The organism is Dermacoccus sp. 147Ba, from assembly GCF_004151355.1.
Lineage (GTDB): Bacteria > Actinomycetota > Actinomycetes > Actinomycetales > Dermatophilaceae > Dermacoccus > Dermacoccus abyssi.
The window spans coordinates 422,407-434,338 of the sequence record NZ_SEHL01000002.1 but is presented as its reverse complement, the minus strand read 5'-3'; the positions used below and the strand labels follow the sequence as shown (position 1 = coordinate 434,338).

Sequence of the window (11,932 nt, the reverse complement as noted above, 5' to 3'; positions counted from 1 at the left end):
ATCCATTCGGGTGAGGGCGCCGAATGCCTCATGCACACCGTTTGCGAGAGAGAAGGAACCATCATGAAGCGCCTTGCCTCCATCACCCTGTCCGCCTGCGCCGTGTTCGGCGTTGCCGCCTGCAACAACGACGGCCAGGGCTCTGGCAACTCGTCGTCGAACATGCCGACGAGCACCGAGATGAAGAGCGACATGAAGAAGTCCGGCGAGTCGATGACCTCCGACGGGACGAAGAGCTCCGACATGAAGTCCAGCGACATGAAGTCGAAGGACATGAAAAGCGACATGTCCAAGGACTCCATGAAGAGCGACTCGATGACGTCCGACGACATGAAGAAGGACATGAAGAGCTCCGACCCCATGACGTCCTCGGCGAACTGACCTTCGCCCGCCGAACGACGGCCAACTTACTCGAAGTAGCGACGCGGATTGTCCACCAGGATCGTGTGGATGTCCGCGTCGCTCACGCCGCGCTCGCGCAGCGCAGGGAGCACGTCCTCGCTGATGTGCCGGAAGTTCCAGTTCGGTTGGGCCTGGGGGATGAGTCCCTCGGGGAACCAGTCGATGAGGCACGACGCGTCGTGGGCGATGACGACCTTCTCGGCGTAACCGCGACGGCACAGCTCGACGATCGTGTCGACGCGCTGCTCGAACGGCAGGAGAACGTCGATGCCGAAGCGGTCCATGCCGAGGTAGCTTCCGGCGTCGGCGAGCTTGCACAGGTAATCGAGGTCGGTCGAGTCGCCGCTGTGGCCGATGACGACGCGACCGAGGTCGACGCCCTCCTCGGCGAGCACACGCTGCGCCACGAGTCCGGATTCGCTGCCCGCGTGGGTGTGCACGGTGACCGGAGCCGACGTCTCGGCACTCGCCGCGCCGACCGCCCGCATGACGCGCTCGACACCGGGCGTCAGGCCCTTCTCCTCGATGGCGCACTTGAGGAACGCAGCGCGCACGCCCGTGTCGGCGATGCCCTCGCGCAGGTCCTTGAGGAACAGTTCGGTCATCGGCTCCGGACCGCCGAAGAGGGTCTCCGGGCCCGTGTAGTGGAACTGGAACGGCACGTCGTCGTAGGTGTAGACGCCCGTCGCGACGACGATGTTGAGGTCGGTTCCCTCGGCCACCTTCTGGATGCGCGGGATGTAGCGCCCGAGCCCGAGCACGGTCGGGTCGAGGATCGTGTCGATGCCGAGCTCTTTGAGCTCCTGCAACTGGCGGGACGCATCGGCGACGCGGGCGTCCTCGTCCCACTCGCTGTAGTTGACGCGGTACTCCTCGCCGAGCACGAAGACGTGCTCGTGGACGAGCGTCGCACCGAGGTCGCCGGAGTCGACGACCCCCTTGACGGTCTGGACGTCAGTCATCGTTCTTCTCCTCGTCGTGGGTCCACTCGATGGCGCGCTTGAGGATCTTTCCCGTCGCGCCCTTGGGCAGTTCGTCCGCGAACCGGTACAGGTGCGGCACCTTGTACGCGGAAAGCCGTTCCTTGAGCCACGCGCGCAACGCCTCCGGGTCGGGGGACGCGTCAGGTCGCAGCACGACGACGGCCCCGACCTCCTCGCCGTATGTGTCGTCGGGGATGCCGACGACGGCCGTCTCGACGACGTCCGGGTGCTCGTAGAGCACCTCCTCGACCTCGCGGGGGTAGACGTTGTAGCCGCCACGAATGATGAGGTCCTTCGCGCGATCGACGATGCGCAGATACCCGTCGGCGTCGAGCGCGCCGAGGTCTCCGGTGCGGAACCACCCGTCGACGAGGTCTGCCTCGGTGGCCTCGGGGCGGTTCCAGTACCCCTTCATCACCATGGGGCCGGTGATGAAGACCTCGCCGACCTCGTCCAGGGCGACGGGCTGCCCGTCAGCGCCGCGCACCTCGACCGCGCCACCTGGCAGAGCGATACCCGTCGTGCCGACGCGCTGCTCGATGAAGGGGGAGTGGTACGTCGCCGCGCCTGTGGTCTCCGTGAGGCCGTACCCCTCGAGGATCGTGCAGCCGAAGCGGGTCTCGAACGCGCGGATGACCTCCACCGGCAGGCTCGCGCCGCCGGAGGCAGCCAGGCGGAGATTGGCGAAGTCAGCGGGGCCGAAGTCGCCGGCGACGTGCAGGAGGTAGTTCCACATCGTCGGAACGCCCGCGACGATCGTCAGTTCGTGGTCGCGGATCATGCGGACCATGGCCTGCGGTTCGAACGGGCTGAGCAGGGAGAGACTCGCACCGCCGACGAGGATCGTGTTCATGCAGATGCACTGACCGAAGACGTGGAACAGCGGCAGGCCGGTGCCGAACGCGTCCGTCGGCTCTAGTTCGAGCTGGCGAATGAAGATCTCGGCCGTCTCGAGCAGGTTCGAAACGGTGAGCTGCACGCCCTTGGGCTTACCCGTCGTGCCCGAGGTGTAGAGGAGCACAGCGGTCTCGGACGCGTCGCGCTCCACGGGCTCGGACAGCGGCGTCTCGCAGGTGACCGGGGCGTGGGGTTCCAGGCTCCACACGTCGACGTCTGCCTCGGCGCCCGCGCGCTCGGCGGCCGTCGTCGCTGCGTGCCACGCGATGACGAGTCGGGCTCCGGAATCGCCCAGCACGTAACCGATCTCGGCGGGCGTCGACATGACGTTGAGCGTCACGACGACGATGCCCGCAGCCTGGGCGCCGTGGTAGACGGCAGCGAACTCGGGCACCGACGGCGCGATGAGCACGATGCGGTCACCGCGTTCGATGCCCGCCTCACGCAGCGCGCCAGCCCACGCGGCGACGTGGGAGCGCAGCTCCTCGTAGGACCAGCTCTTGTCGAGGCTGCGGACGGCCGGGTGGTCGGGGTTGCGGGCGGCGTGCGTCCAGATGGGCACGGCGACGTTGGGCATGAAGCACCTCGCTACGGGTTTCGTGTGATGCGAGTCACGCTACCCATTGCGGTGCGGCATGTGGGGCGCGGGCGTCGCGGCGCTTTCTCGTCCGAGATCGGACGACGGGAGCCCGCTGGATCACAGAATGCGTGAGGTGAGCTTCACGCCAGGGCTGACGGCCTCGAGGGCCTCGGTGAGAGCGCCGAGAACGTCCTGGGCTCGCTGCTCGCCGTCGCCCGGTTCGACGTCGAGGACATCGCAGATGAAGACGGCGTCGGTCGTCTCCTCCGTCAGACGCGTGCGGTAGCACTGGCGCCAGTTCCACCGGCGGCAGGTGACGCCGGCGCCGTCGCGCCAGACGACCTCGCCGGGCTCGGGGTGTTCGACCGTCTCGGCGCCCGAGGCGAGCGTGCCGAACTCCTCGTCCCCGGTCGCGCGTACGAGGCGCAGGGGCCCGTCGTAAGCGGCCAGGTTCTCGCCGCCGAGCGGCGTCTGGAAGCGGACGGAGACGGCGTTGTAGGCGTCGGCCAGCGCGTTGATGCGCGGAAGGGCGTCAGCTCGACGCATGAGCGCCTCCGCGGAGTTGCGGGTGCGTTGGGGCTTGGCGCCGAAGGCGCGGAACGCCTCGCGCCATGCGGCGATGTGGGGGAGTTCCTCGACCTTCGTGTGCTCCAGGAGCGGGCGCACGTGTTCCTCAGCGGCGAACAGCAGCGTTTCGCTCGCCTCGTTCGACTCGCCGCCGCTCAACCCCTCGGCGACGACGAGCACTGCCCGGTAGTCCGGACGAAGATCGCGGACGGCGTCGTCGATGGAGGCCTGCTCGAGCCATGCGTCATAGGTACCCATGCGGCCATTGTGCACGCTGCGGCTCGGGGCGAGCGCGGACACGCGAGCGCGGACACAGACGTGGGGCGAACCGTCGGCAATGACGGTCCGCCCCACGTCAAGAGCTGCGCGAGTCAGGCGCGCGGCGTGAGCTTCAACGTGATGGTGTTGCCCGGTCCGCTGACCTGCTTCGTCACGAGCTTGTTGAGCGTTCCGCCGGTTCCGCAGCCGGTGAAGCTGGGAATAGTGAAGTTGCCGCTCAGGGCGATGGGGTCGAAGCCGCCCTTCATCGTGCCACTCACCGGGATCTCGACCGGCGCCGACGTCTTGCAGTTCTTGCCCACGAGGTTGATGAGGCCGTGACCGGCGGGGGAGAGATCCTTGATGTGCAGGTACGCCTTCTGCGTCTGCGTCACCTTGTGCGTCGTGGCGTCGATCGTGCCCGTCGCCTTGCCGACCGGCTCGACCGCAATCGTGGCGTAACCGATCTGGAGGCCGCCGAGCTTCACCGGCGTCTTGAGGTCCTTGAGCATGAGGTCGGAGCTCAGCGTGCCCTTCTCGACGTGAACGGTGGAGAAGCTGAAACCGGTCGTCGACGAGCTCTGGTTCATCTTCTTGACGTTCGTCGTGGCGGCGACGTCGTAGCCGAGGTTCCAGACGGTGTCCTTCGGCTGCGATTCGGCAGCCTGAGCGCCGGTGGCCGTGAGGGTCGTCGCGCCTGCGAGAGCTGCTGCGGCAACGGCGACGGACGTGGTGCGGCGTGCGGAGAATATATTCTTCCTTCGGTTGACTATGTGGTCCACGTCTCAAGTTGCCGATGCGTAAGTTGCCGCGTGGCGACTTCGGAGAATCGGGTGCGAATCGCCGTCGGCACCGCATCCGTGGACAGGCGCGAGCCATCGGCGTGAAGCGCTCGTACGCTGAGCCGATGACGATGGGGCACGACGATCTGCAGGCCGTGACGGCCGGTCTCGTGTGCGCCGTCGTCGGCTTCACGAGCTCGTTCGCCGTCGTCCTCGCGGGCCTGCGGGCCGTCGGTGCGACGCAGGCGCAGGCGGCGAGTGGCCTGCTCGTCCTGTGTCTGACGATGGGGCTCGGCTGCATCGTGTTCAGCCTGCGCACGCGGATGCCCGTGACGATGGCGTGGTCGACTCCGGGCGCGGCGCTCCTCGCGACGACCGGCGCTACCGCCGGCGGGTTCGCCGGAGCTGTCGGAGCATTCGCCGTCTGTGGCGTGCTGCTCGCCCTGTGCGGTGCGGTGCCGTGGCTCGAGAAGCTTGTCGAACGCATCCCCGCTGCTCTCGCCAGCGCCATGCTCGCGGGCATCCTCCTCACGATCTGCGCGAAGCCGTTCATCGACCTGCCCCGTGCTCCGTGGCAGATCGGCTGTGTCCTGCTCGCCTGGCTCGTCACGACGGCGTTCGCGCGGCGGTGGGCGGTGCTGGCCGCGCTCGCCGCGGCGCTCATCGTCATGGGCGTCGACGGAGCCTTCTCGCGAACGGGGGTGACGACGCTCGCGCCCCACCTCGAGTTCGTCGCGCCCCACCTCGACGCGACGGCGATGGTCGCCATCGCGCTGCCGCTCTTCCTCGTGACGATGACGAGCCAGAACCTGCCGGGCGTCGCAGTGCTCGCGTCGTTCGGGTACCGCCTCGGCCTGCGCAAACCGCTGCTCTACACGGGCGCGGCGGGCGTTGCCGGTTCGGTCGCCTGCGCTCACGCCATCAACCTGGCCGCCATCTCCGCGGCGCTCGCGGCGGGCCCCGAAGCGCATCCCGATCGGGATCGTCGGTGGATCGCGGTTGTCGCGTGCGGCGTCGTCTACGTCGCGTTGGCGCCGGCGTCGGCCGCCGTCGTCGCAGTGGCCCTCGTGGCGCCGCAGGGGTTGCTCGCGGCGGTTGCTGCGGTGGCGCTGTTCGGCACCTTCGCCGCAGCTGCTACGTCGGCACTCGAGCCCGTCGCGACGCGCGAGGCGGCCGCGGTGACGCTCGTCGTCGCCGGTTCGGGCGTGACGCTGGGTGGCGTCGGCTCTGCCTTCTGGAGTGTGAGCGCCGGCCTGCTCGTGCTCGGGGTGGGTGCGGTGGCGCGGCGTCGGGCCACTCCGAACAGTTAGAACGTATGTTCGAAAAATGGCGTACGCTGACGCCATGTCCGATGTCGTGCAGGGCGGCCCTCCGGGGTGGCCGAGGGGAGTGCCGCCGCCAGGAGCGCCGGGGTGGGAGCAGGCTGCCACGCAGTGGCTCCTCGACCAGTGCCCGGCCGACTTCCGCGCCTACGACGCGTGGCGTCGGCATCCGGTGGCGCTCGCCTGGGTGGCCACGTGGCACGTCGACGCGCAGCTGAACGCGATGCGCGAGTCGTACCGACGTATTCGGGTCGACCTGGCCGACGAGCTGCCCCCGCGCGCCGTTCCGCAGGTGATGGAGCACCTGTCGGCCGAGGGGCTGCGGCTGCGCGCCACGGCGCACGCCGTGCGTCTCGTCCATGAGGCGATGCGCGGCAAGACGTTCGTGCCGCGGTTGTGAAGGGAGGAAGTGACTCTTCGGTAACGTCCGAACGTCATGGGGGTGTGCTCGCATGGAACCTTGCAGGCGAACGACCTAGACTCAAGAGACTGCACTCTCGAAAGGCTGATTCAGACGTGACCCTGCTGGAAACCATCTCGGGGCCGGACGATCTCAAGCGCATCCCGGTCGACAAGCTCGATGACCTCGCGGCCGAGATCCGGCAGTTCCTCGTCGATTCCGTCTCCAAGACGGGGGGCCACCTCGGCCCCAACCTCGGCGTCGTCGAGCTGACCATCGCCATGCACCGCGTCTTCGACTCGCCGCATGACACGTTCGTCTTCGACACCGGTCACCAGAGCTACGTGCACAAGCTGCTCACCGGGCGTCACGACTTCAGCAAGCTCAAGAAGTCGGGCGGCCTCTCGGGCTATCCGAGCCGTGAGGAGTCCGAGCACGACGTCGTCGAGAACTCGCACGCCTCCACCTCGCTGTCGTGGGCCGAGGGCATCGCCAAGGCGCGCCGTCTGCGCGGCGAGGTCGACCGGCACACGGTCGCCGTCATCGGCGACGGCGCACTCACCGGCGGCATGGCCTGGGAGGCGCTCAACAACATCTCGGCCGACCCCGACCTGCCGCTCGTCATCGTGCTCAACGACAACGAGCGCTCGTACGCGCCGACGATCGGCGGCATGGCGCAGCACCTCGCGATGATGCGCACGATGCACACCTACGACCAGGTGCTCGACTGGGGCAAGAGCCGCCTGCAGAGCACGCCCAAGGTCGGTAACAAGATGTACGAGGCGCTGCACGGTGTGAAGCGCGGCCTCAAGGACATGGTCTACCCCGACACGGGCGTCTTCGAGAGCCTCGGCATCAAGTACCTCGGCCCCATCGACGGCCACGACGAGCAGGCCGTCGAGACGGCCCTTCGTCGGGCGCGCGACTACGGCCGCCCCACGCTCGTGCACGTCATCACGCAGAAGGGGCGCGGCTACAAGCCCGCCTACTCCGACGAAGCCGACCAGTGGCACGGCATCGGCAAGTTCAACCCCGAGACAGGGCTGCCGTTCGAGGTCTCCGGGCGCATCTGGACCGACGAGTTCAGTGACGAGATGGTGGCGCTCGGCGGCGAGCGTGACGACGTCGTCGCGATCACCGCGGCCATGCTCATTCCCGTCGGCCTCGACGACTTCGCGAAGAAGTACCCCGAGCGCGTCTTCGACGTCGGCATCGCCGAGCAGCACGCCGTGACGATGGCCTCCGGGCTCTCCTACGGCGGTCTGCACCCGGTCGTCGCCGTGTACGCCACGTTCCTCAACCGCGCGTTCGACCAGCTCCTCATGGACGCCGCGCTGCACAAGCAGGGTGTGACGTTCGTGCTCGACCGCGCGGGTGTCACCGGTTCCGACGGCGCCTCGCACAACGGCATGTGGGACATGTCGATCTGCTCGATCGTGCCCGGCCTGCACCTCGCCGCGCCGCGTGACGGCGCCCAGGTGCGCGAGCAATTGCGCGACGCCGTCGAGATCGACGATGCGCCGAGCGTCATCCGCTTCCCGAAGGGTGACGTCGGTGAGCCCCTCGTCGCCGAGCGTCGCATCGGGCGCCTCGACGTCATGAAGGACGCCGAGAACCCGGACGTGCTCGTCGTGGGTGTCGGTTCGATGGTCGGTGTCGCGCTCGACGTGGCGCAGACCCTGGAGTCGGACGGACTCGCCGTTCAGGTTGTCGACCCGCGGTGGGTTTTCCCGGTCGCCCCGGAGCTCGTCGAGTTGGCTGCTCGCGCGAAGCACGTCGTCGTCGTGGAGGACAACCTCGTCGAGGCCGGTGTCGGTTCCGCGTGTGCGCGCGCCTTCCGTGAGGCCGGCGTCGCTGCGGGCGTCGACACGTACGGCATCCCGAAGGAGTTCCTCCTGCACGCCTCGCGCGGTGAGGTGCTCACCGAGATCGGCCTGACGGCGGACGCCATCACCGCCGACCTACGCCCCCGCCTGGCAAACGGCAAGGACGTCGCCTGAGTGGCACGGTACGACGACCTTCCGCCACTTCCCGGCGCACTCGTCCCCGGCCCCGCCACCGAGGTGTGGGCGAGCAAGGACTGGATGTGGGACGCGAGCCGCTGGATGGACGAGGTGCTCGAGCGTCGCGGTGTCACGCGTGACGCGACGACGCCGAAGCAGCCGACACTGACGCCGTGGTTCACGCGCCTCGTGGCCGACACCGATCACGGGCGCGTGCGCATGGTGGCGGGCCTTCCGGAGACGACCTCGGAGTCGGTGCTCATGGGGCACCTGGCCACCGTTGTGCCCGACGCCGTGCCGTCGATCTGGGCCGCCGACCGAGAGCGTCGCTGGTTCCTCACGCCCGCCGAGAGTGGCAGCCTGCGTGAGGTGGAGACCGAGGAGTCACGCCTCAGCCTCATGTCGGGGGTGCTGCGCCGCTACGCCGGAATCCAGCGGGCCTCGGCTGCCGTCGCCGACGACATGGTGCGCGACGGCGTCCTCAAGCTGACACCCGGCGACATCGTCAAGCAGTGGCGGCGGCTCGGGTTGTCGCCGAACCACTGGTCGGCGCTGTCGTCCACGGCGCGCCGCCTCGAAGAACTCGGCCTGCCGCTCACGGTTCAGCACGACGACCTGCGTTCCGGCACGGTTCTCGCCGACGGCACCACGGCGGGTCTGACGAAGGCCCGCATCACGGAGTGGATGCACGCGTACGTCGGTCATCCCTTGCTGTCGTTGTACGAGCCGCTGCGCGCCACGACCGAGGGCCTCGACGACGCCGCTGCCGCCGCGGCGCGGGCGCGATTGCTGCGGGCGTACTCCAGCGGGTGGGGCGATGCGCTCGGTTCGAGCGTCCTGCACCGCGCCGTCGACGACGCCCTGCTCCTGGGTCGCATGAGCCGCGTGCTCAGCTGGCGCCGGGCGCTGACGCGAGCGAGCGACGCCGAGTTGCGTTCGTGGGGCCGCACGGGTGCCGCACTCATCCGCGAGGTAGACGAGATCCTCGAGGGGCAGCGCCAGGCCTGACGCCCCGGCCGGAGGGATACCGCGGGCCATGGAGACGCAAGAGAGTGCGAAATCTTCCCTTCTTGTGCCCAAGCCGGGCCCTTATACGCAAGAAGGGAAGAATCCTTCCCCTCCTGCGCGACGGCCCTGGACCCCGCTCAGTTGGCGGGTACGTCGGGCCAGTCACCCCGCGCGACGAGGACGTCCTTGAGGGTGTCGGCTCGGTCGGTGACGAGGCCGTCGACGCCGAAGTCGAGCAGCCGCTCCATGTCGAAGCGCTCGTTGACGGTCCACACGTGCACCTCGACGCCGGCCGCGAGCGCGGCGTTGAGCAGCGCCCGGTCGAGCACGCGCACCCGTCCGTGGCGCTCGGGGATCTGTAGGGCGTCGATGCCCTTCGCGAGCCGCTTGAACAGCATCCGGCCCACAACGGGAACGTGGGCGCTCACCCACAGCGCCGTCATGAGTTCCTGCCCGGGCGAACTGCGTACGGGTCGGCTGAGGCCCGAGAGCACCGCCCGCCGGCGCTTCTCCGAGAACGACGCCACCCGCACCCGATCGTGCGCTCCGTGCTGCTCGATGCACGCGATGAGTGGCTCGATCGCCCCGGCAGCCTTGACGTCGATGTTGACGCACAGCTGCGGGTGACGCGTGAACAGATCGTCGAGGCGGGGGATCGGCTCGACGCCGTTGATGCGAGCCTTCGAGACCACAGTCCACGGGAGCTGCGCGATGACGCCGCGGGCGTCCGTCGTCCGGTCGAGCGTCTCGTCGTGGAACGCGAGCAGCACCCCGTCGGCGGTGGCGTGCACGTCGGTCTCCACCCAGCGATACCCGAGCCTCACGGCCGCGTCGAACGCGGACATCGAGTTCTCGAGGGTGTGACCGTCGCCGCCCGAGAAACCTCGGTGGGCGAGTGCTTCGGGGAATGCGTGCAGGGCCATGACGAGAGGCTATGCCATCGCCGACAGGCGAGAGCTGCCACATGAGACGAGCCCGCCCCGTCACCGAGTGGTGACGGGGCTGGCTCGTCGTCGAGGCGACTCAGCGCGCCAGGTTCAGTTGCTGAACTCGTCGTCGCGGAAGCTCGTGATGTCGGCGCCGAGCGCGTTGAGGCGCTCGTCGAGCTCCTCGTAGCCACGGTTGATGACATAGATGTTGCGCAGGATCGACGTGCCGGGGCACGCGAGCATGCCCAGCAGGATGACGACGCCCGGGCGAAGCGCAGGCGGGCACATCACCTCGGCCGCACGCCACTTGGCGGGACCTTCGATCATGACGCGGTGCGGGTCCATGAGGTGCACCGTCGCGCCGATCTTCGTCAGCTCGTTGAGGTAGATCGCGCGGTTCTCGTACACCCAGTCGTGGATGAGCGTCTGGCCCTCGGCGCACGCCGCAATGACGGCGAAGAACGGTAAGTTGTCGATGTTGAGGCCGGGGAAGGGCAGCGGGTGGATCTTGTCCGTCGGCGCCTTGAGCGGGCCCGGCTTCGTCGTGAGGTTGACGAGGCGCGTCTCGCCGTTGGCGGACGTGTACTCCTCGGTGATCTCGTAGCGGAAGCCCATCTCCTCGAGGATGGCGAGCTCGATCTCCATGAACTCGATCGGCACGCGCTTGATCGTGATCTCCGACTTCGTCACGATCGCCGCGGCGACGAGCGACATGGCCTCGATCGGGTCTTCGCTCGGGAAGTACTCGATGTCCCTGTTGATCTCGCCGACGCCCTGGATCTCGAGGGTCGTCGTGCCGACGCCCTCGATGGAGACACCGAGCTCGCGCAGGAAGAAGCACAGGTCCTGCACCATGTAGTTGCTCGAGGCGTTGCGGATGATCGTCTTGCCCTCGTAGCGAGCGGCGGCGAACAGCGCGTTCTCGGTGACGGTGTCGCCACGCTCGATGAGGACGATCGGCTTCGTCGGGCGCACCGAGTTGTCGACGGACACGTGGTAGTAGCCGTTCGACGCCTCGACGGACATGCCGAACGCGCGCAGCGCGTGCAGGTGAGGCTCGACGGTGCGCGCACCGAGGTCACAGCCGCCGGCGTTCGGCAGTTCGAACGTGTCGAACTCGTGCATGAGCGGGCCGAGGAACATGAGAATCGTGCGGGTGCGGCGCGCGGCGACCTCGTCGATCGTCGACAGGTCGATCTTCTCCGGCGGCGTGATCTCGAGGTCGCTCGAGTCCGGCAGCCAGCGCGTCTTCACACCGATGGAGTTGAGCACCTCGGTGATCCGGTTGACCTCTTCGATGCGAGCGAGGTTGCGCAGCGTGGTGCGTCCCTTGTTGAGCATGGCGGCACACAGGCAGGCGACCGCAGCGTTCTTGCTCGTGCGGACGTCGATCGAACCGGAGAGCTGCTTGCCGCCCTCGATGCGCATGTTCAGGGGGAGGTTGCTACTGGCCACGGTGATGATCTCCGAATCGAGTGCTCTGCTGATCTTGGTCAGCATTTCCATGCTGAGGTTCTGGCCGCCCTGCTCGATGCGGGCGACCGCGCTCTGCGAGGTGCCGACCTGCGCTGCGAGGGCGCTCTGCGTCAGACCGCGTTCGAGCCGGACTTCACGGATGGTGCCACCGATCCGTACAAGCTGCTGTTGAACCATGCTCTCCATGCTATATCTCATGTATGAGATAAAGAATCGCCCACCGCGTGGCCTTCACCACGTGGCGTATTTCTCGACGATACCTGTTCACTCCTCGCGATCAACCGTCCGTCTTGGAACGGCGAGTCGCGCGCGCTCGAGGACACAC

At 68.1% G+C, this 11,932-nt stretch carries 11 protein-coding genes; 5 read left to right on the top strand and 6 right to left on the bottom strand.

Annotated features, from left to right (window positions below):
- Positions 1-63 precede the first annotated feature (63 nt).
- Positions 64-381 carry a hypothetical protein gene (locus tag EVU97_RS04340; protein WP_129663771.1) on the top strand — a complete coding sequence of 106 codons (318 nt, stop codon included), beginning with the start codon at positions 64-66 and terminating at the stop codon, positions 379-381.
- A gap of 26 nt (positions 382-407) precedes the next feature.
- Here the strand turns inward: EVU97_RS04340 and EVU97_RS04335 are convergent, their stop codons facing one another.
- The 4 genes from EVU97_RS04335 to EVU97_RS04320 all read right to left on the bottom strand — a co-directional run bounded on the left by EVU97_RS04335 (position 408) and on the right by EVU97_RS04320 (position 4,469).
- Positions 408-1,364, bottom strand: coding sequence for a phosphotriesterase (locus EVU97_RS04335; RefSeq protein ID WP_129663770.1), 957 nt, complete (start codon positions 1,362-1,364; stop codon positions 408-410).
- Positions 1,357-2,859: a long-chain fatty acid--CoA ligase gene (locus EVU97_RS04330; RefSeq protein WP_129663768.1), complete on the bottom strand. Its 1,503-nt coding sequence runs from the start codon at positions 2,857-2,859 to the stop codon at positions 1,357-1,359. The genes EVU97_RS04335 and EVU97_RS04330 overlap by 8 nt, the downstream gene beginning before the upstream one ends.
- A 120-nt stretch (positions 2,860-2,979) precedes the next feature.
- Positions 2,980-3,687, bottom strand: coding sequence for a B3/4 domain-containing protein (locus EVU97_RS04325; protein ID WP_129663766.1), 708 nt, complete (start codon positions 3,685-3,687; stop codon positions 2,980-2,982).
- 113 nt (positions 3,688-3,800) lie between these two features.
- Positions 3,801-4,469 carry a hypothetical protein gene (locus EVU97_RS04320; RefSeq protein WP_129663764.1) on the bottom strand — a complete coding sequence of 223 codons (669 nt, stop codon included), beginning with the start codon at positions 4,467-4,469 and terminating at the stop codon, positions 3,801-3,803.
- 125 nt (positions 4,470-4,594) lie between these two features.
- Between EVU97_RS04320 and EVU97_RS04315 the strand changes: the two genes are divergently transcribed.
- The 4 genes from EVU97_RS04315 to EVU97_RS04300 all read left to right on the top strand — a co-directional run bounded on the left by EVU97_RS04315 (position 4,595) and on the right by EVU97_RS04300 (position 9,202).
- Positions 4,595-5,779, top strand: coding sequence for a benzoate/H(+) symporter BenE family transporter (locus EVU97_RS04315; protein WP_129663762.1), 1,185 nt, complete (start codon positions 4,595-4,597; stop codon positions 5,777-5,779).
- Positions 5,780-5,813: 34 nt separating this feature from the next.
- Entirely contained in the window at positions 5,814-6,191 is a 378-nt protein-coding gene (locus EVU97_RS04310; protein ID WP_047311724.1) for a hypothetical protein, read from the top strand.
- Positions 6,192-6,307: 116 nt separating this feature from the next.
- Positions 6,308-8,191 carry a 1-deoxy-D-xylulose-5-phosphate synthase gene (gene dxs, locus EVU97_RS04305; RefSeq protein WP_129663760.1) on the top strand — a complete coding sequence of 628 codons (1,884 nt, stop codon included), beginning with the start codon at positions 6,308-6,310 and terminating at the stop codon, positions 8,189-8,191.
- Entirely contained in the window at positions 8,192-9,202 is a 1,011-nt protein-coding gene (locus EVU97_RS04300) for an aminoglycoside phosphotransferase family protein (protein WP_129663758.1), read from the top strand.
- Between the two features lie 137 nt (positions 9,203-9,339).
- On the opposite strand, the gene EVU97_RS04295 is transcribed toward EVU97_RS04300, so the two are convergent.
- Positions 9,340-10,125 carry a glycerophosphodiester phosphodiesterase family protein gene (locus EVU97_RS04295; RefSeq protein ID WP_129663756.1) on the bottom strand — a complete coding sequence of 262 codons (786 nt, stop codon included), beginning with the start codon at positions 10,123-10,125 and terminating at the stop codon, positions 9,340-9,342.
- Between the two features lie 114 nt (positions 10,126-10,239).
- Positions 10,240-11,784: a UDP-N-acetylglucosamine 1-carboxyvinyltransferase gene (locus tag EVU97_RS04290; RefSeq protein WP_129663754.1), complete on the bottom strand. Its 1,545-nt coding sequence runs from the start codon at positions 11,782-11,784 to the stop codon at positions 10,240-10,242.
- Positions 11,785-11,932 lie beyond the last annotated feature (148 nt).